The following is a 20,001-nucleotide window of genomic DNA, read 5'->3' as shown; positions in this document are numbered from 1 at the left end:
TTTAATCTGATAAACGTAACATAATTCACGCTACTTTACGGCATGAAAACTACTCTTTGAAATCGTTTGCATCCAACTCATGGCGCGAGAGCAGCTTATAAAATTCCGTCCGGTTACGCCCTGCCATTCTCGCCGCATGGGTGACATTCCCTTTGGTGATTTGCAGCAGTTTACGCAAGTAGTTAAGCTCAAACTGATTACGCGCCTCAACAAACGTCGGCAGCGCCGTATTTTCGCCTTCCAGCGCCTGCTCCACCAGCGCGTCGCTGATGACCGGCGAGGAAGTTAACGCCACGCACTGCTCAATAACGTTCACCAACTGACGCACGTTTCCCGGCCAGCTTGCGGTCATCAGACGCTTCATCGCATCCGTTGAAAACGCCCGCACAAACGGTTTATGCCGCTCTGCTGACTGGCGCAGAAGATGATTCGCCAGCAGCGGAATATCTTCCGTACGCTCCGCCAGCGTCGGGATCTTCAGACTCACCACGTTCAGACGGTAATATAAGTCTTCGCGAAATTCACCCCGCGCCATCGCCTTAGGCAGATCGCGGTGCGTTGCGGAGATAATGCGCACATCAATATCGATATCGCGATTGCTGCCAAGCGGTCTGACTTTGCGCTCTTGCAGAACGCGCAGCAGCTTAACCTGTAACGGCGCGGGCATATCGCCGATTTCATCAAGAAACAGCGTGCCGCCTTCCGCCGCCTGAAATAACCCTTCGCGATTGCTGACCGCGCCGGTAAACGCCCCGCGCGCGTGGCCAAACAGTTCGGACTCCAGTAGCTGTTCCGGCAGCGCGCCGCAGTTAATGGCGATGAAAGGTTTACTGCTGCGCGGGCTGGCGTTATGGATAGCCTGCGCGAAAATCTCTTTCCCAGTGCCGCTTTGCCCGTTAATCAGCACGCTGACATCCGATTGCGCCACCATCCGCGCCTGTTCCAGCAAGCGTATCATCAACGGACTGCGCGTAACGATTGATTCGCGCCAGCTGTCGTCCATTGCCGGCGCCGATTGTTCAAGCGCGTCATCAATGGCCTGATACAGCGCATCTTTATCGACCGGTTTGGTCAGAAAGCTAAACACGCCTTTTTGCGTCGCCGCCACCGCATCAGGAATGGAGCCGTGTGCGGTCAAAATGATGACGGGCATGCCAGGCTGGACTTTCTGGATTTCCGTGAACAGCTGCATGCCATCCATTTCATCCATTCGCAGATCGCTAATGACCAGATCCACTTTCTCGCGATTCAGTACGCGCAGCCCTTCCTGACCTCTTTCCGCCGTCACGACGCTGTAGCCTTCGCTGGTCAGGCGCATCCCAAGCAGTTTCAACAGCCCCGGGTCATCGTCCACGAGCAGCAGATGTGCCGGTTTGCGGCTTATCATGGCGTTACCTCATCTTGTGGCAGTGCGGAAGATGCGCCGTCGTCAGGCGCTGCGGGTTTGTCATTTCCGTGTGTCGCGTCAGGATTGTAGTTGCCTGCGGGTTTGCGCGTGGAGAGCTGGCGCTCAATATCAGTCAGATTCTCCAGCTTGCGCGTCGTGAGATCGAGCTGCGCCTGTAAGTGCTGATGCTGCTGACGCAACGTATCAAGCTCGCTATCCGACGCTTGCTGGAGTTTACTGTAACGCTGGCGCTCTTCGGCAAGCTGTAACTGTAGCGCCTGACCGTCGCGCCAGAGCTGATAAAGCGGGCGCACCTGAGCGGGAATTTGCGCGCTTAGTGCATCGAGGCGAGTGACCATATCGCGCCGTTCAAGGGGTGTAATTTTAGCATCCGCCAGCAGAATCCCGCGTTTGAACGTGTTCTGCCAGCTGCCATCTTCCAGCGCCCGCGCTTCATTGCGTGACTGAACGGGCAACAGGCGATCGGCACAATCAATTGCCCGCTGCCAGTAAAGCGGATTGTTATCCGTCGATGGCCCTTTGAGTAACCAGATATCCGTACAGTCGGTAGAGAGATAATCCGCCAGCTGATACGGTGGAATTTTTTCCTGCGACGCATCATTTACAACATGCTTCGCGGCATGTGGCGCGCACCCCATCAGCACCAGGCAAGGCACACTCGCTAACCATCCTCTTCGGGAAAATAATCGCTTCAGAACTCGAACAAAAACGTGTGGCATACTCACCAGGCTTAGCTTCATTTTTAGTGGTTTTTCGATGCAGATAGCGGCAGTTCGATACGGAAGCAAACTTCTTGCGCATTCTCATCGACCAGATACAGTTCCCCCTGCATACGACGGATGCAGTCCCTGGCGATACTTAACCCTAATCCGCTCCCCTTCACCGCGCCTTTACGCTGATGGCTTCCCTGGAAAAAGGGCTCAAAAATCATGGCTCTTTCCGCTTCCGGGATCGGCGTGCCCGTATTGATCACATCAATGTGCGCCTTTGAACCATATACATTGCTGCGAATACAAATGTTACCGGATTCAGCGCCATAGTGCACCGCATTGGAATAAAGATTGTCCAGCACGCTCATTAATAGCATCGGCTCGGCCAGACAACTGTCGATAGCCAGCCTGACCTCGGTATGCATCATTTTAGCGCGCGCAGGCAAACTGTGAGCGGAAACCACCATATCCACCAGCGGTTCAAGCTCCACGGTTTCCATCTCAATCGCGCTGTCCGCCAGTTTCCTGTTGTAATCAAGCAGTTGCTCAATCAACTTCTGTAAGTTGCGGCTGCTATCGTCCAGAATGCCGACGACCTCTTTTTGCTCCGGCGTCAATGGCCCCACGACCTGATCGGCCAGCAGCTCTGTCCCTTCGCGCATACTGGCCAGCGGCGTTTTCAGCTCATGCGACAGGTGGCGTAAAAACTGATGCCGTTGGGATTCCAGCCAGGACAGACGTTCACTCAACCAGATAATGCGCTGCCCCACCGAACGCAGCTCGCGCGGCCCGGTAAACGACACGGTATTCCCCAGAGAGCGCCCTTCTCCCAGCCGGTTAATCATCCGTTCTATCCCTTTCACCGGCCCAATGATCATCCTTGTAAAAAGCAGCACCATCGCCAGGCTGACCAGAAACAGCACCAGCGCCTGCCAGCCAAAGAATTGTCCGCGCTCTGCGATTTCCTGCTGTAACTGCTGCCCGCGCGAGAACACCACCGTGCGCGTTGCCTGCACCATTTCCGTATTGGCATTGGCAAAAGCCTCCAGCCGCGCGGCGGCGGTAGCGTCAGGGCCGCTATTTTTACACTGTAATTGTGCAAGACCGTTCAGATCATCGCGTAGCGCCTGGTAAAGTTTAGCGTCCGGCAATACTCCCGCATGTGCGTCCAGCATTTCGCTGTAGCGTTTTCGCTGGCTCTGATACACCTTCGCCAGCGTACGGTCGTCGAGCACGCAATATTGCCGGTAGCTGCGCTCCATCTCCAGCGCCACGTTGGTCATCGCTTCGCTGCGCCGGGCATCTATCAGCGTGGTGCGGTTAGTCTGCGCCGCCTGGGCGCTGAGCGCGTTGAGACTTTGCCAGGCCTGCCAGGCCAGTACCAACAAAGGCAACAGAATCAGCAGAAATGCCAGCATAACCAGTTGTCGCAAGGACCGGGGGAAAACAGACCAGCGCTTCAAGGCGTTACTCTCATCGGATAAGGATACAAGGATGCTAACCGAGGGGAACATCAGATACAACAAAGCCGGGATTAACCCGGCTTTGTTATGGAATAAGGCGGTGCCTAACTCGACGTTTCGCCCGGTGGTTGATAAAGCGACGCTATTATCAGAAGTTGGACGGCAGGCACCTTGTTGTGCGTCATTCGAAGTTTATGTAGCGCTTCCCGAAGGGGCTGACATAAGAAGGTGAATGAGCCACTGGTTACTATTATGCAGTAAGTGTGCCAATTCTGAAAACAAATAATTAACATTATGATTTTATTTGGTTTTATAGAGAAACCGTCACCATTACAAAACGAACAAAATTTCATCAAGGTGTCGCCATTCAGAGACACCTAAAAACAAACCTTACGCCATCTTTGTAAATTAATGAGTTAAATGTCTCCTTTTGGCGACACAAACAATCTGCTGATGTCGGCATTTCCCGACACCTTTATGGTTGATGGCTGGGCAAAAAAAAGCTCCCTTACGGAAGCTTCCTTGCCGGATGGCGGCTTCGCCTTATCCGGCCTACGCGTATGTCCAGGCCCGATAGCGCTTTGCTTATCGGGCCATTTACGTGCGGATTAACCTAACTGCTTACGCGCATTGCGGAAAATACGCATCCACGGGCTGTCTTCGCCCCAGTTTTCCGGGTGCCAGGAGTTGCTGACGGTGCGGAAGACGCGCTCCGGGTGCGGCATCATAATGGTTGCACGACCGTTTTCCGTGGTAACGGCGGTGATGCCATTTGGCGATCCGTTCGGGTTGGCCGGGTAGTTTTCCGTAACCTTACCGAAGTTATCGACATAACGCAGCGCAACCAGACCTTTGCTTTCCAGCCCAGCCAGATGCGCATCGTCACGCACTTCAACGCGTCCTTCACCGTGGGACACCGCGACAGGCATCTGTGAGCCAACCATTCCCTGCAACAGCAGAGACGGGCTTTGGGTCACTTCCACCAGGCTGAAGCGCGCTTCAAAACGGTCAGAATGGTTACGCACAAAACGCGGCCACAGCTCGCTCCCCGGAATCAGTTCACGCAGGTTAGACATCATCTGGCAACCGTTACATACGCCAAGCGCCAGCGTCTGCGGGCGGTGGAAGAACGTTTCGAACTCGTCGCGTACGCGATTGTTGAACAGAATCGATTTCGCCCAGCCTTCACCCGCGCCCAGCACGTCACCGTAAGAGAAACCGCCACAGGCAACCAGCGCCTGGAAATTACCCAGCCCAATACGGCCAGCCAGCAGATCGCTCATATGCACATCAATCGCGTCAAAGCCCGCGCGATGGAACGCCGCCGCCATCTCAACGTGGGAGTTCACGCCCTGTTCGCGCAGTACGGCAACCTTCGGACGCGCGCCGGTAGCAATATACGGCGCGGCGATATCTTCATTGATATCGAACGACAATTTCACGTTCAGACCCGGGTCGGCATCGTTGGTTTTTGCGTCATGTTCCTGATCGGCACATTCCGGGTTGTCGCGCAGGCGCTGCATCTGCCAGGTCGTTTCCGCCCACCAGGTACGAAGCGTGGTGCGGCTTTCGCTGAAGACGACCTGCCCGTTGGATTCAATCACAAAACGGTCGCCGGAAACGGCCTGACCTAAATAGTGTACGCAGTCACTCAGACCGTGCTTCGCCAGCAGCGCCTCGACCGCTTCGCGATCGGCCGCCCGCACCTGAATCACTGCGCCCAGCTCTTCGTTAAACAGCGCCGCCAGGCGATCGTCGCCAGATGTTGCAATATCGACCTGAATACCGCAGTGACCGGTAAAGGCCATCTCGGCAAGCGTGACCAGCAGGCCGCCGTCGGAACGGTCGTGATACGCCAGCAGTTTACGCTGCGCCACCAGCGCCTGAATCGCATCGTAGAAGCCTTTCAACTGTGCCACATCGCGCACGTCTGCCGGTTTGTCGCCCAGTTGACGATACACCTGCGCCAGCGCCGTTGCGCCCAGCGCGTTATGCCCCTGACCCAAATCGATCAGCAGCAGCGCGTTATCTTCGGTCGAGAGCTGCGGCGTGATGGTATGACGCACATCTTCCACGCGGGCAAACGCGGAAATCACCAGCGACAGCGGCGAGGTCATTTCGCGCTGCTCGTTGCCTTCCTGCCAGCGGGTTTTCATCGACATAGAGTCTTTGCCCACCGGAATCGTCAGGCCAAGCTGCGGGCAGAGTTCTTCGCCTACCGCTTTCACCGCGTCATACAGACCGGCATCTTCACCCGGATGACCGGCCGCCGCCATCCAGTTTGCGGACAGCTTGATGCGTTTGATATCGCCAATCTGGGTCGCGGCGATGTTCGTCAGCGCTTCGCCAACGGCCAGACGGGCGGAAGCGGCAAAGTCCAGCAGCGCTACCGGCGCACGTTCACCGATAGACATCGCTTCACCGTAGTAGCTGTCGAGGCTGGCGGTGGTCACCGCGCAGTTCGCCACCGGCACCTGCCACGGGCCGACCATCTGATCGCGCGCCACCATACCGGTCACGGTACGGTCGCCGATGGTCACCAGGAATGTTTTCTCCGCCACGGTCGGCAGATGCAGAACCCGTTTAACCGCGTCAGCAATCGTGATATCAGCACGATCCAGCGCATCGCCTTTCGCTGTCAGCGTCTGCACGTCGCGGGTCATTTTCGGCGTTTTACCCAGCAGCACGTCCAGCGGCAGATCGATCGGTTGATTATCGAAGTGACTGTCGTTCAGGGACAGATGCTGTTCTTCGGTGGCCTCACCGATCACCGCATACGGCGCGCGCTCACGCTTGCACAACTCATCAAACAGCGGCAACTGGTCGGCGGCCACGGCCAGCACATAACGCTCCTGAGACTCGTTACACCAGATTTCCAGCGGGCTCATGCCCGGCTCATCGCTGAGGATATCGCGCAGCTCAAATTTACCGCCGCGCCCGCCGTCGCTCACCAGCTCCGGCATCGCGTTGGAGAGACCGCCTGCCCCGACGTCGTGAATAAACAGGATCGGGTTGGCATCGCCTAACTGCCAGCAGCGGTCGATCACTTCCTGGCAGCGACGTTCCATTTCCGGGTTATCACGCTGCACGGAGGCAAAATCGAGATCCGCATCCGACTGACCAGAAGCCATAGAGGACGCCGCCCCGCCCCCCAGACCAATGTTCATCGCCGGCCCACCGAGCACGATCAGCTTTGCGCCAACGACGATCTCGCCTTTCTGTACGTGATCGGCGCGGATGTTGCCGATCCCGCCCGCCAGCATGATCGGCTTGTGGTAGCCGCGCAGCTCTTCGCCGTTGTGGCTGTTTACTTTTTCTTCGTAAGTACGGAAGTACCCGTTCAACGCCGGGCGACCAAATTCATTATTAAACGCCGCGCCGCCCAGCGGGCCTTCGGTCATAATGTCCAGCGCGGTAACGATACGCTCTGGTTTACCAAAATCTTCTTCCCACGGCTGTTCAAAGCCCGGAATACGCAGGTTAGACACGGAGAAGCCCACCAGACCCGCTTTTGGCTTCGCGCCGCGTCCGGTTGCGCCTTCATCACGAATCTCACCACCGGAACCGGTCGCCGCGCCCGGCCACGGCGAGATTGCCGTCGGGTGGTTATGGGTTTCCACCTTCATCAGGATATGCGCGGGCTCCTGGTGGAAGTCATAGCGACCGCTCTCGTGGTCAGCGAAGTAGCGTCCCACGTCAGAACCTTCCATCACCGCCGCGTTATCTTTATAGGCAGACAACACATGATCCGGCGTGGTTTCAAAGGTGTTTTTGATCATCTTAAACAGCGACTTCGGCTGCGGTTTCCCGTCGATAACCCAGTCAGCGTTAAAAATCTTATGGCGACAGTGTTCGGAGTTTGCCTGCGCGAACATATACAGTTCGATATCGTTCGGATTGCGCCCCAGCTTCGTAAAGGCGTCTTGCAGGTAATCAATTTCGTCATCCGCCAGCGCCAGGCCCAGACGCAGGTTGGCGTCAGTCAGCGCCTGACGCCCTTCACCCAGCAGATCCACACTGGCAACCGGCGCAGGCTGGTGATGAACAAACAGTTTTTCCGCATCAGATAAAGAAGAGAACACGGTCTCCATCATCCGGTCGTGCAGTTCAGCGGCAATCGTCTGCCACTGTTCAGCCGTGAGCGTAGCGGCTTCAACGTAGTATGCAACGCCACGCTCCAGGCGACTTACCTGTTGCAGACCGCAGTTATGGGCGATATCAGTCGCTTTGGAAGACCAGGGGGAGATGGTGCCAGGACGCGGCGTGACCAGCAGCAGCTTTCCTTCAGGGGTATGGCTGCTTAAGCTCGGCCCATATTTCAGCAAACGTGCAAGTTGCGCGTGCTCATCCTCGTTTAAGGGGGCGCTCAGGTCAGCAAAATGGACATACTCAGCGTAAATATTGTGGACCTGAAGATTGGCCGCCTGAAAACGCGCCAGCAGTTTGTTAATACGGAATGCAGACAGTGCAGGCGAACCACGCAGAATTTCCATCATAAGTCTCTCGTCTTCGAAGCGCCTGAGGCGCTTTAAGTGTGCGCAAGGGGGGAAACGGGCGACATTATAAAGAATCTGACGCCCCGACGAAACCGTTTGCGTCGAAATAAAATCGCCGCCTTTTCTTATCATACGGTGCGGCCAATCATTCTAATTAGTTGCCAACTGGCGCATTGTTGCGCAAAATGCCGCACATTCATGATGATTTTAACCCACCAAAATGACATTAGCAGGCTGAGATTACGCACGATTCAGAGAATTAACTAATTGAAAAAATTAAAGATTAATTATCTGTTCATCGGCATATTGACTCTGCTGCTGGCAGCGGCCCTCTGGCCATCAATCCCCTGGTTCGGCAAAGCCGACAATCGTATCGCCGCGATCCAATCGCGGGGAGAGTTACGCGTCTCAACAATAGAGTCGCCGCTGACCTACGCCCGCATTAACGGAAAAAAGTACGGTCTGGATTACGAACTGGCGCAGCAGTTCGCCAGCTATCTTGGCGTAAAGCTGAAAATTACCGTACGCCAGAATATCAGCCAGCTATTTGACGATTTAGATAACGGCAACGCCGATCTGCTGGCGGCAGGACTGGTTTACAACAGCGAGCGCGTGAAGAACTATCAACCCGGCCCGACCTACTATTCCGTTTCGCAACAGCTGGTTTACCGGGTAGGACAATACCGGCCTCGCACGCTGGCCACGGTGAATGAAAGCCAGCTCTCTATCGCGCCTGGGCATGTCGTGGTGAATGACTTGCAGGCGCTGAAAGAGACAAAATTTCCCGATCTGAGCTGGAAAGTCGATGACAAAAAAGGGACGGCGGCGCTGCTCAGCGAAGTCATCAGCGGCAATCTGGACTATACCATTGCCGATTCTGTCGCGATCAGCCTGTTCCAGCGCGTACATCCTGAACTGGCCGTCGCGCTGGATGTCACCGATGAGCAGCCTGTCACCTGGTTTAGCCAACTGGACGATGACAACACGCTTTCCGCTGCGCTGCTCGATTTCTTCAACGCTATTAATGAAGACGGCTCACTGGCGCGTATGGAAGAGAAGTATCTGGGGCACGGCGACGATTTTGATTATGTCGATACCCGCACCTTCCTGCGGGCCGTGGACGGCGTACTGCCCGATCTCCAGCCGTTGTTTGAAAAATACGCGCAGGAGATAGACTGGCGCCTGCTGGCCGCAATTTCCTATCAGGAGTCACACTGGGACCCGCTGGCCACCTCCCCGACGGGCGTTCGCGGTCTGATGATGCTCACCAAAAACACCGCGCAAAGTCTGGGGCTGACGGACCGTACCGATGCGGAACAGAGCATCAGCGGCGGTGTGCGTTATATCCAGGATATGATGGGCAAAGTGCCTGAAACCGTGCCGGAAGAGGAGCGTATCTGGTTTGCGCTCGCCGCCTATAACATGGGTTATGCGCATATGCTTGACGCCCGTGCGTTGACGGTCAAAACCAGGGGCAACCCGGATAGCTGGGCCGATGTAAAACAACGGCTGCCGCTGCTCAGCCAGAAACAATATTACAGCAAGCTGACGTACGGCTATGCGCGCGGGCATGAAGCCTACGCTTATGTGGAAAATATTCGGAAGTATCAGATTAGCCTGGTCGGCTATCTGCAAGAAAAAGAGAAGCAGGCGGCAGAAGCGATAAAGCTGGCGCAGGATTACCCGGCAGTGTCTCCGGCCGAGTTTGACACGGAGACATTTCCTTTCTCTTCTTTCTTATCGCAGCCGTCATCGAACTACCTGTCACACTCTCCTTCTTTGCCGTTTTCACTGAAGAAGAAAGACGAAAACTAATCTCACAGGGCTGGACGCTTTCGCGCCCTGGCCGCCCTACAACGATTCTTGCGAAGATTTTTTTAGCGCTTTGATCTCCTGGCGACGCATGCGAAAGAAATCACTGAGCAGCGCTGCGCACTCATCGCGTAACACACCTTCGGTGATCTCTACGCGGTGGTTCATGCCCGGATGATGCAATACGTCCATCAGCGACCCTGCCGCGCCGGTTTTCGCGTCGCGAGCGCCAAATACCACCCGACCAATGCGGCTGTGTACCATTGCTCCCGCGCACATCACGCACGGCTCCAGCGTCACGTAAAGCGTGGTATCCAGCAAACGGTAGTTCTGAAGCACCAGCCCGCCCTGACGTAGCGCCATGATTTCAGCGTGCGCAGTGGGATCATGATGACCTATCGGACGGTTCCAGCCTTCGCCAATGACGCGATTGTTATGCACCAATACCGCGCCAACCGGCACTTCACGCTCATCCCAGGCGCGTTTCGCCAGCGTCAACGCATGACGCATCCAGTATTCGTGGCTAAATTCAACATCAGACAAAGGAGACACTCCGGTAATAAAAGCGGGCGCATTATACATGGGCGCTATCGTTAACTCTATTCGAGTTGCTGGAGCTCCCCTCGCGGCGTGACGCGCCAGCGATGCTGGCAAAAATAGAGAAGCGGGTTATCCTGCTTACTGTCGCTGTAGCCGCTGTACAGACGTAACGGCGCACCAATCTGGCGTTCCAGTTGGGCGACCTTCTCGTGCCCCAGACAGCGCATAGTCAGCAGCCAGCCGCCGTAGCCACGCCGCATCTGGCTGGCGATCAGGTTCACGCGCGGCAGCCAGAGCGTATCGAAATAGACCTGTTCCACCAGCGATTGCGGAGAGCCGGTAATCAGCCAGATATCAGCGTCAGAGCTTAACAGATAGGTCGTCAGGCGCTCCTGAACAACCGGAAACGCCGTGACGTTATCGCGAAACCAGCGAACGAAATCCGCCTGATGCGCCTTGAGCCGCGCTTCACTGTGACCGAAGGTACAGCCCCATAGCAGCAGGCTCATCGGCCAACGCGCCGCCCGACCTTTAATCAACAAGCCAATCCCGATAACCGGCAATAACGGCAGCACGAGCAACGCATTCAGCGGCTGGCGACGCAACAGATAACGCAGGAAACTGCCAAACATATCCTGCTGGTGCAACGTACCGTCCAAATCAAAAAATACGACACGACGCTCGTGATTAACCAAACCCTACTCCTCTGGATTGTTGAAGCCCAATAGCCGGGTCAACCGAAACCCGGCGATAATCGTTACCAAATAGACTAACAGATAGAACCTCAATTTTCCGGTAACGTTAGCGTTCTAACGCCGCCCGTAGAAATCCCTGGTGAGCGGACAATTTCGCCCTTGCGTCTTCGGCATTCAGCCCGGTAAGCGCCATCAGAATGGCCGGTTTAACCTCAAAATCTGTCTGCTTAAGCAGCGCTTCGGCCTCTTCACGCATAATCCCGGTAGCCTCAACCACCATCCGGCACGCTCTGTCGACGAGCTTAACGTTGGTGGCTTTCATGTCCACCATCAGGTTCTGGTACACCTTGCCGAACTTCACCATCGCCCCGGTGGAGATCATATTGAGCACCAGTTTTTGCGCAGTACCGGATTTCAGTCGCGTCGAACCGGTTAGCGCCTCCGGCCCAACGACCGGCGAAATGGCGATGTCAGCCTCACGCGCGATGGGAGAATCGGGATTACAGGAGATAGCCACCGTGACGCAGCCCACCTGACGTGCGTATTTCAACCCGCCAATGACGTACGGCGTACGACCGGACGCCGCCAGCCCGACAACCAGATCCTGCGCGGTCACGTTAAGCGCCAGGAGATCGTCCTCCCCTAACTGCTGACTGTCTTCCGCGCCTTCCACCGCTTTCAGCAGCGCGCCGGGCCCGCCGGCAATCAGCCCGATCACCAGCCCGTGCGGTACGCCAAACGTTGGTGGGCATTCGGAGGCGTCCAGAACGCCAAGGCGTCCGCTGGTGCCTGCGCCCATATAAATAATGCGCCCTCCCGCCTTTAAGGCGTCGGCGGCGGCATCTACCGCGCGGGCAACGTCTGGCAGCGTCTCTTTTACTGCTTGCGCTACAAGCGTATCCTGTTGATTAAAACGATGAACCAGCTCAAGCGTAGGGAGTGCGTCAAGATCCATAGTCTGTGGATTGCGGGTTTCTGAAACTAACGAGCCGAGATTCATTTTTGTTCCTTAGGAATTTTTAATTCATAATAACTATAATAATGGAATATTATATTCTTTCGGGCGAGGGAAAATCTTTTTATGATCCCCGTCATGTTTTTCGCCAGGAGTCCTCATGAACTGTTTGATTCGTATACGTCAGCGTTATCCGGACCTCGCACAAAGCGATAAAAAGCTTGCTGATTATATTCTTGCTCAGCCGGATGATACACGGCATCTCAGCTCACAACAGCTTGCCGTTGAGGCGGGCGTCAGTCAGTCCAGCGTGGTGAAATTCGCGCAGAAACTGGGCTTTAAAGGCTTTCCGGCACTGAAGCTGGCGATCAGCGAAGCGCTGGCCAGCAATCCAAATCCTCACTCTATTCCGGTACATAATCAGATCCGGGGCGACGATCCGATGCGGCTTGTCGGCGAAAAATTGATCGAGGAAAATGTCGCCGCAATGCACGCAACGCTCGATGTTAACAGCGAAGAGAAATTGTTCGAAAGCGTCATGATGCTGCGCAATGCCCGGCGTGTTGTCATAACCGGTATTGGCACATCGGGCCTGGTGGCGCAGAACTTCGCCTGGAAGCTGATGAAGATAGGATTCAATGTCGTCGCCGAACACGATATGCATGCGCTGTTAGCCACCGTGCAGGCGCTGGCGCCGGACGATCTCCTGCTGGCTATCTCCTATAGCGGCGAGCGCAGAGAGTTGAATATGGCGGCGGATGAAACGTTGCGGGTGGGAGGAAAGGTTCTGGCGATCACCGGCTTTACACCGAATGCCCTGCAACAACGCGCCACTCGTTGCCTGTATACGATCGCCGAAGAGCAGGCCACGCGCAGCGCCGCAATCTCCTCTACGCATGCGCAGACGATGTTGACGGATTTGCTCTTTATGGCGCTGGTACAGCAGGATTTGGGGCGCGCGCCGGAGCGTATTCGCCACAGTGAGGCCCTGGTAAAAAAACTGGTCTGAGCAAAGAATGCGCGTATAATGCCCGCCCGGTTTGTGATGTTTTGAGAGTTTCCTGATGGCCCTGTTAATCACTAAAAAGTGTATCAATTGCGATATGTGCGAGCCTGAATGCCCGAATGAGGCGATTTCAATGGGCGACAGCATTTACGAGATTAACAGCGACAAGTGCACCGAATGCGTGGGCCATTACGAAACGCCGACCTGCCAGAAGGTGTGCCCGATCCCCAATACCATTCTCAAAGACCCGGCGCATGTCGAAACGGAAGAACAGCTGTGGGATAAGTTTGTCCTGATGCATCACGCGGATAAGCTGTAACCCTCCCTGATGGAATGACGCCAGGCCGGATGGCGGCGTAAATGCCTTATCCGGCCTACAAAGACCCGAATCTAGCTTTCGATGATCACCGTCGCACAGGCGTAATGACGTTCATCCGCTAATGTCACATGCATATGCGCCACGCCCAGCCTCTCCGCCAGTTTCAACGCCTCGCCCCACAAACGCAAACGCGGTTTACCCAGCTCATCGTTAAACACTTCAAACTGATTGAACGCCAGCCCATTGCGAATGCCGGTGCCGAACGCTTTTGCCGCCGCCTCTTTTACCGCGAAACGCTTGGCGAGAAAACGCACCGGTTGCTGATGCATCTCCCAGATAGCCCATTCGTTGTCGCTAAGCACGCGTCTTGCCAGGCGCTCTCCAGAACGGGAGATCACCGCCTCAATGCGGGCGATCTCCACAATATCCGTGCCTAACCCCAGAATCGCCATTAGCCGCGCGCTTCCAGCATCAGGCGTTTCATCTCGGCGACCGCCTCTTTCAGGCCGCTCATGACCGCCCGCCCAATAATGGCATGACCGATGTTCAGTTCATGCATTTCCGGCAGTGCGGCAATGGCCTGCACATTGTGATAGGTCAGGCCATGACCGGCGTTCACTTTCAGCCCCAGGCTTGCCGCAAACGTCGCCGCTTTGGCGATGCGCGCCAGTTCCTGCGCTTGCTCAGCATCCGTTTTAGCATCCGCATAACAGCCGGTATGGATTTCAATGTACGGTGCGCCAACGTCCGCAGCGGCTTTAATCTGTTCTTCATCGGCATCAATGAACAGCGATACCAGAATACCTGCATCTGCCAGCCGTTTGCAGGCATCACGCATTTTGTCACGCTGACCCGCGACGTCCAGCCCGCCTTCGGTGGTCACTTCCTGACGTTTTTCCGGCACCAGGCAGCAAAAATGCGGCTTCGTCTCAACGGCAATCGCCAGCATCTCTTCAGTCACCGCCATTTCCAGATTCATACGCGTATCCAGCGTCTGGCGCAAAATGCGTACATCACGGTCGGTAATATGGCGACGATCCTCGCGCAGGTGTACGGTTATACCATCCGCCCCCGCCTGCTCGGCGATAAACGCCGCCTGTACCGGGTCCGGGTAAGCAGTACCACGCGCATTACGTAAAGTGGCAATATGGTCAATGTTGACGCCTAACAGTAATTCAGCCATGACAATCCTCGTTAATCATTATTCGTATTTTCTGCCCGCCCTGGCCGTTTCGGCATAAATTGTCGAAACAGTTCCCGGCTTTTTAACGGCTTACCACCAAGATACGGCTTTAGCGCCATGCGGGTAAAGCGTTTCGCCGCGCGCAACGTATCAACATCAGGAAATTCTCGTGCATCCAGCGCTTTCAGATGCCGCCCGGTAAAGGTGCTGTTATCAATGACCACGCTGGCCATGAATCCCTTCTCTTCGCGATAGCGGTAGGTCATGGTGTCATCGACCGTCTCGCCGCTCCCTGCGCAATGCAGAAAATCCACGCCGTAGCCCAGATGCCCCAGCAGGGCGAGTTCGAAACGGCGAAGCGCAGGTTCGGGCGAACCGGTCGCGCCAGCCAGCGACTGAATACAGTTCAGGTAATCAAAAAAGAGTTCAGAGAAGCGCGTTTCGTATTCCAGAACGCGGGAAAGCAGTTCGTTGATGTACAAACCGCTATAAAGCGTGATGCCGCTTAAGGGGAGCGCCAGAGAGACCGCTTCAGCGCTGCGTAAGGTTTTCACCTCGCCGCGCCCGCCAAAGCGGAGCAACAGTGGCGTAAAAGGTTGTAATGCGCCTTTCAGACTGGAACGTTTAGAGCGTGCGCCTTTGGCAACCAGACGCACGCGCCCCGACTCTTCCGTGAAGACGTCCAGCATCAGGCTGGTTTCGCTCCAGGGGCGACTATGCAGGACGAAAGCTCTCTGCCAGCCTTCCACGTAGTGCTAACTCAGAGGTCGTCTACATAACCGAGACTGCGCAGCGCACGCTCATCATCGGCCCAGCCGGATTTCACTTTCACCCACAGTTCCAGGTGTACCGGCGCTTCAAACATTTCCTGCATGTCTTTTCGCGCTTCGATACCGATGGTCTTGATTTTGGCTCCTTTGTTGCCAATGACCATCTTCTTCTGCCCTTCGCGCTCAACGAGGATCAGGCCGTTAATATCATAACCGCCGCGTTCGTTAGAAACGAAACGTTCAATCTCAACGGTCACGGAATACGGCAGTTCGGCACCGAGGAAACGCATCAGTTTTTCACGGATGATTTCAGACGCCATAAAGCGCTGTGAACGATCGGTGATGTAATCTTCCGGGAAGTGATGAGTCGCTTCCGGCAGGTGTTTACGCACGATACCAGCGATGGTATCCACGTTCATGCCAGTTTCCGCAGAAACAGGCACGATATCGAGGAAGTTCATCTGGCTTGCCAGGAATTGCAGGTGCGGCAGCAGATCGGCCTTTTCCTGTACGTTATCCACTTTGTTAACGGCCAGAATGACCGGCGCTTTACCGTCGCGCAGTTTATTCAGCACCATCTCGTCATCCGGCGTCCAGCGGGTGCCTTCCACGACAAAAATGACCAGCTCAACGTCGCCAATCGAGCTGCTTGCCGCCTTGTTCATCAGGCGGTTGATGGCGCGTTTTTCTTCCATATGCAGCCCCGGCGTATCAACATAGATAGCCTGGTACGCCCCTTCGGTATGGATACCGACGATACGGTGACGCGTGGTCTGCGCTTTACGGGACGTGATCGAGATCTTCTGTCCGAGCAGCTTGTTCAACAGGGTGGATTTGCCTACGTTCGGACGTCCGACGATGGCAATAAATCCGCAATAGCTTTTATCTTCGCTCATTCCAGCTCCAGTTTTTTCAGCGCCTGTTCGGCGGCAGCCTGCTCCGCCTTACGACGGCTCGAACCCGTGCCAACCACCGGTTCACTCAGGCCGCTGACCTGGCAGTGGATAGTAAATTCCTGATCGTGTGCCTCGCCGCGCACCTGCACCACCAGATAAGACGGCAGCGGGAGATGACGACCCTGCAAATATTCCTGCAAACGCGTTTTCGGATCTTTTTGTTTATCGCCCGGGCTGATTTCATTCAGGCGCGTTTGATACCAGTTAAGGATCAACTTCTCGACGGTTTGGATATCGCTGTCGAGAAAAACGCCGCCGATTAACGCTTCTACGGTATCCGCCAGAATAGATTCACGACGGTAGCCGCCGCTTTTCAGTTCACCAGGCCCTAAACGTAAGCATTCACCCAGATCAAATTCACGGGCCAATTCCGCCAGCGTATTGCCGCGCACCAGCGTGGCGCGCATACGGCTCATATCACCTTCGTCCACACGCGGGAAGCGGTGATAAAGCGCGTTGGCGATAACAAAGCTCAAAATCGAGTCGCCTAAAAATTCTAAACGCTCATTGTGTTTACTGCTGGCGCTGCGGTGGGTTAATGCCTGCTGCAACAGCTCCTGATGAGTAAAAGTGTAGCCCAGCTTCCGTTGAAGCCGATTAATTACGATGGGGTTCATGCGATACCAATAAATGAATGCGTCAACAATTCAGCACACGAAACAGACCTGAGGAAACCAACGCTGTTTAGTGTGCCGTGGCAACCTGACGGCGCCAACCTAAAACTTCGGGGGAATATTCTATACACAACGACAGGGGATGTCGTTAGTCTGCGGAGATTTATCCAATAAATAATTCATGTTGTCGCCGCAATGACGACAACATGAACGATTATCAGAAATTAATGGATCCCACCAATACGGCTTAAGCGTACGCCGGTCGGCCATTCACCTTCCTGTTTGTCGAAACTCATCCAGATCGCGGTCGCTTTACCAACCAGATTCGCTTCCGGTACAAATCCCCAGTAACGGCTGTCCGCGCTGTTATCGCGGTTATCACCCATCATGAAGTATTGTCCTGGCGGTACGATCCAGGTCGCCAGTTGCTGCCCCGGCTGACGGTAATACATCCCCGCCTGATCCTGTGCGATCGGTACGGTCAGAATACGGTGGGTTACGTCGCCCAGCGTCTCTTTACGCTCCGCCAGACGAATGCCGTTATCTTTCGTTTCGTTTAATGGCACTTCGAAGAACCCACTGCTGGCTTCTCCCCCATTACGGCGGGCAAAGGTCTGCACGAAATCGCTGGGCTGAACGTCGGAGTAAGTCACCGGCAGCGCGTTTTCACATGCCTGACCGGAACGGCACCCTGGCTGTACAGTAACCTCTTTGGCTACCGGATCGTACGTCACTTTGTCACCCGGCAGGCCGACAGCGCGTTTAATGTAGTCCAGGCGCGGATCTTCCGGGTATTTAAAGACCACGATATCACCGCGTTTCGGATGACCCGTTTCAATCAACGTTTTCTGGTAAATCGGATCTTTAATTCCATAGGCGAATTTCTCCACCAGAATAAAGTCACCGATTAACAGCGTCGGCATCATCGAACCCGACGGGATCTGGAAAGGTTCATAAATAAATGAACGCACCACCAGCACAATCGCCAGTACCGGAAAAACCGAAGCCCCTGTTTCCAGCCAGCCCGGCTTAGGCGCCACTTTTTTCAACGTGGCTTTATCCAGTGAATCACCCGCAGCGGCCTGTGCCGCTGCCTGACGTTCCCGACGTTTTGGCGCGAAGATAAATTTATCAACGCACCATAAAATGCCCGTCACCAGTGTGGCAATCACCAGAATCAGGGCAAACATATTCGCCATGCCAACTCCTTAGGATTATTTGCTGTCTTTACCGACATGCAGAATGGCGAGGAACGCTTCCTGAGGCAGTTCGACGTTACCGATCTGCTTCATTCGCTTCTTACCTTCTTTCTGTTTCTGTAGCAGCTTTTTCTTACGGCTGATATCACCGCCGTAACACTTGGCCAGAACGTTTTTACGCAACTGCTTCACGGTAGAACGCGCAATAATATGCGTGCCAATCGCTGCCTGAATCGCAATGTCGAACTGCTGACGAGGGATCAGCTCTTTCATCTTCTCCACCAGCTCACGACCACGGCTCTGCGAATTACCACGGTGAGTGATCAGCGCCAGCGCATCGACACGTTCGTTGTTGATCAGCACGTCGACGCGCACCATGTCGGACGCCTGGAAGCGCTTGAAGTTATAATCCAGCGACGCATAACCACGAGACGTTGATTTCAGGCGGTCGAAGAAATCGAGCACCACTTCCGCCATCGGGATTTCATAAGTCAGCGCCACCTGGTTACCGTGGTACACCATGTTGGTCTGGACGCCGCGCTTCTCGACACACAGCGTAATGACGTTGCCCAGGTATGCCTGAGGCAGCAGCATGTGACACTCGGCAATCGGCTCGCGCAGTTCATAGATGTTATTCAGCGGCGGCAGCTTGGACGGGCTATCGACATAGATAATCTCTTTCGCCGTGGTTTCCACTTCGTACACAACGGTCGGCGCGGTGGTGATCAGATCCAGATCGTATTCACGTTCCAGACGCTCCTGAATGATCTCCATGTGCAGCAGACCCAGGAAGCCACAGCGGAAGCCGAAGCCCAGCGCGGTTGAACTTTCCGGCTCGTAGAACAGAGAGGCGTCGTTCAGGCTCAGCTTGCCGAGCGCATCCCTGAAGTTCTCATAGTCATCAGAACTCACCGGGAACAGACCGGCGTATACCTGCGGCTTCACTTTTTTGAAGCCCGGCAGCGCTTTCTCTGCCGGATTACGCGCCAGCGTTAATGTATCGCCAACCGGGGCGCCATGAATGTCTTTAATTGCGCAAACCAGCCAGCCTACCTCGCCGCACTTCAGTTCGGTACGGTCAATCTGCTTCGGCGTGAAGATCCCCAGACGGTCAGCGTTATAAACCTGCCCGGTGCTCATCACTTTGACTTTGTCGCCTTTACGCATGGTGCCGTTTTTAATACGCACCAGCGACACTACGCCGAGGTAGTTATCGAACCAGGAGTCGATAATCAGCGCTTGCAGCGGGCCTTCCGGATCGCCTTCCGGCGGCGGGATATCGCGCACCAGGCGTTCCAGCACATCCTGTACGCCTACGCCGGTTTTTGCCGAGCAGCGAACGGCATCGGTCGCATCAATGCCAACAATGTCTTCGATCTCTTCAGCCACACGCTCAGGATCGGCGGCTGGCAGGTCAATCTTGTTCAGAACCGGCACCACTTCGAGATCCATTTCCATCGCGGTATAGCAGTTCGCCAGCGTTTGCGCTTCGACGCCCTGCCCGGCGTCAACCACCAGCAGTGCGCCTTCACACGCCGCCAATGAGCGGGAAACTTCATATGAGAAGTCAACGTGGCCTGGGGTGTCGATAAAGTTCAGTTGATAGGTTTCACCATCAGCCGCTTTGTAATCCAGCGTCACGCTTTGCGCTTTGATAGTAATACCGCGCTCACGCTCAAGATCCATTGAGTCGAGAACCTGCGCTTCCATTTCACGGTCAGACAGGCCACCGCAGATCTGGATAATGCGGTCAGACAGCGTCGATTTACCGTGGTCGATATGAGCAATGATCGAAAAGTTACGTATGTTCTTCATATAGAGTAATTATTGTGCCTTACGCCTGCCTGAGCAGGCTCTTAGAAGTCGCTGTTCTGA

Annotated in this window: 17 protein-coding genes and 1 pseudogene; 3 read left to right on the top strand and 15 right to left on the bottom strand. The window is 55.1% G+C overall.

The features are described from left to right. Positions 1-49: 49 nt before the first annotated feature. The 4 genes from glrR to purL form a co-directional block, all read right to left on the bottom strand. Entirely contained in the window at positions 50-1,384 is a 1,335-nt protein-coding gene (glrR, locus tag OGX75_RS00210) for a two-component system response regulator GlrR (RefSeq protein WP_353622025.1), read from the bottom strand. After that, on the bottom strand, positions 1,384-2,127 hold the full coding sequence (qseG, locus tag OGX75_RS00205) for a two-component system QseEF-associated lipoprotein QseG (RefSeq protein ID WP_286450851.1): 744 nt from the start codon (positions 2,125-2,127) through the stop codon (positions 1,384-1,386). Before qseG ends, glrR begins: the two co-directional genes overlap by 1 nt. Before the next feature lie 23 nt (positions 2,128-2,150). Further along, on the bottom strand, positions 2,151-3,581 hold the full coding sequence (qseE, locus tag OGX75_RS00200; RefSeq protein WP_047461964.1) for a two component system sensor histidine kinase QseE/GlrK: 1,431 nt from the start codon (positions 3,579-3,581) through the stop codon (positions 2,151-2,153). Between the two features lie 608 nt (positions 3,582-4,189). Continuing rightward, positions 4,190-8,077, bottom strand: coding sequence for a phosphoribosylformylglycinamidine synthase (purL, locus tag OGX75_RS00195; RefSeq protein WP_200090957.1), 3,888 nt, complete (start codon positions 8,075-8,077; stop codon positions 4,190-4,192). A 267-nt stretch (positions 8,078-8,344) separates the two neighbouring features. Between purL and mltF the strand changes: the two genes are divergently transcribed. Beyond that, a complete protein-coding gene (gene mltF / locus OGX75_RS00190; protein WP_049011303.1) occupies positions 8,345-9,892 on the top strand; it encodes a membrane-bound lytic murein transglycosylase MltF in 1,548 nt (515 codons plus the stop codon). A 36-nt stretch (positions 9,893-9,928) separates the two neighbouring features. On the opposite strand, the gene tadA is transcribed toward mltF, so the two are convergent. The 4 genes and pseudogenes from tadA to murQ all read right to left on the bottom strand — a co-directional run bounded on the left by tadA (position 9,929) and on the right by murQ (position 12,124). Beyond that, positions 9,929-10,471 carry a tRNA adenosine(34) deaminase TadA gene (gene tadA / locus OGX75_RS00185; RefSeq protein WP_012131222.1) on the bottom strand — a complete coding sequence of 181 codons (543 nt, stop codon included), beginning with the start codon at positions 10,469-10,471 and terminating at the stop codon, positions 9,929-9,931. 17 nt (positions 10,472-10,488) lie between these two features. Then, positions 10,489-11,124 carry a phosphatidylglycerophosphatase C gene (yfhb, locus tag OGX75_RS00180; RefSeq protein WP_012131221.1) on the bottom strand — a complete coding sequence of 212 codons (636 nt, stop codon included), beginning with the start codon at positions 11,122-11,124 and terminating at the stop codon, positions 10,489-10,491. Positions 11,125-11,127: 3 nt separating this feature from the next. Next, positions 11,128-11,229, bottom strand: a pseudogene (locus tag OGX75_RS00175) (PTS transporter subunit EIIC); the annotation flags it as partial. 1 nt (position 11,230) lies between these two features. Next, positions 11,231-12,124 carry an N-acetylmuramic acid 6-phosphate etherase gene (gene murQ / locus OGX75_RS00170; RefSeq protein ID WP_047461954.1) on the bottom strand — a complete coding sequence of 298 codons (894 nt, stop codon included), beginning with the start codon at positions 12,122-12,124 and terminating at the stop codon, positions 11,231-11,233. A 115-nt stretch (positions 12,125-12,239) separates the two neighbouring features. On the opposite strand from murQ, the gene OGX75_RS00165 reads away from it, so the two are divergent. Continuing rightward, positions 12,240-13,088, top strand: coding sequence for a MurR/RpiR family transcriptional regulator (locus tag OGX75_RS00165; protein WP_012131219.1), 849 nt, complete (start codon positions 12,240-12,242; stop codon positions 13,086-13,088). A gap of 55 nt (positions 13,089-13,143) precedes the next feature. Continuing rightward, positions 13,144-13,404 carry a 4Fe-4S dicluster ferredoxin YfhL gene (yfhL, locus tag OGX75_RS00160; protein ID WP_012131218.1) on the top strand — a complete coding sequence of 87 codons (261 nt, stop codon included), beginning with the start codon at positions 13,144-13,146 and terminating at the stop codon, positions 13,402-13,404. 71 nt (positions 13,405-13,475) lie between these two features. Here the strand turns inward: yfhL and acpS are convergent, their stop codons facing one another. The 7 genes from acpS to lepA form a co-directional block, all read right to left on the bottom strand. Then, positions 13,476-13,856: a holo-ACP synthase gene (gene acpS, locus OGX75_RS00155; RefSeq protein WP_114848590.1), complete on the bottom strand. Its 381-nt coding sequence runs from the start codon at positions 13,854-13,856 to the stop codon at positions 13,476-13,478. Beyond that, positions 13,856-14,587, bottom strand: a complete 732-nt coding sequence (pdxJ, locus tag OGX75_RS00150; RefSeq protein ID WP_012131216.1) for a pyridoxine 5'-phosphate synthase — start codon at positions 14,585-14,587, stop codon at positions 13,856-13,858. The genes acpS and pdxJ overlap by 1 nt, the downstream gene beginning before the upstream one ends. A gap of 11 nt (positions 14,588-14,598) precedes the next feature. Beyond that, positions 14,599-15,336, bottom strand: a complete 738-nt coding sequence (gene recO / locus OGX75_RS00145) for a DNA repair protein RecO (protein WP_024130108.1) — start codon at positions 15,334-15,336, stop codon at positions 14,599-14,601. 11 nt (positions 15,337-15,347) lie between these two features. Next, entirely contained in the window at positions 15,348-16,253 is a 906-nt protein-coding gene (gene era, locus OGX75_RS00140; RefSeq protein WP_012131214.1) for a GTPase Era, read from the bottom strand. Continuing rightward, complete coding sequence (gene rnc / locus OGX75_RS00135; protein WP_024130107.1) at positions 16,250-16,930, bottom strand: ribonuclease III; 681 nt, start codon at positions 16,928-16,930, stop codon at positions 16,250-16,252. Before rnc ends, era begins: the two co-directional genes overlap by 4 nt. A gap of 221 nt (positions 16,931-17,151) precedes the next feature. Next, positions 17,152-18,126 (bottom strand): signal peptidase I, encoded by a 975-nt coding sequence (lepB, locus tag OGX75_RS00130; protein WP_012131213.1) that lies wholly within the window; start codon positions 18,124-18,126, stop codon positions 17,152-17,154. A gap of 15 nt (positions 18,127-18,141) precedes the next feature. Continuing rightward, positions 18,142-19,941 (bottom strand): translation elongation factor 4, encoded by a 1,800-nt coding sequence (gene lepA / locus OGX75_RS00125; protein ID WP_047461945.1) that lies wholly within the window; start codon positions 19,939-19,941, stop codon positions 18,142-18,144. Positions 19,942-20,001: the final 60 nt, after the last annotated feature.

The sequence above is a fragment of the Citrobacter sp. CK199 genome, from assembly GCF_030333285.1.
In the GTDB taxonomy this organism is placed as follows: Bacteria; Pseudomonadota; Gammaproteobacteria; order Enterobacterales; family Enterobacteriaceae; genus Citrobacter_B; species Citrobacter_B koseri.
The sequence above is the reverse complement of the archived record's forward strand: the minus strand, read 5'-3'. Positions and strand labels throughout refer to the sequence as shown.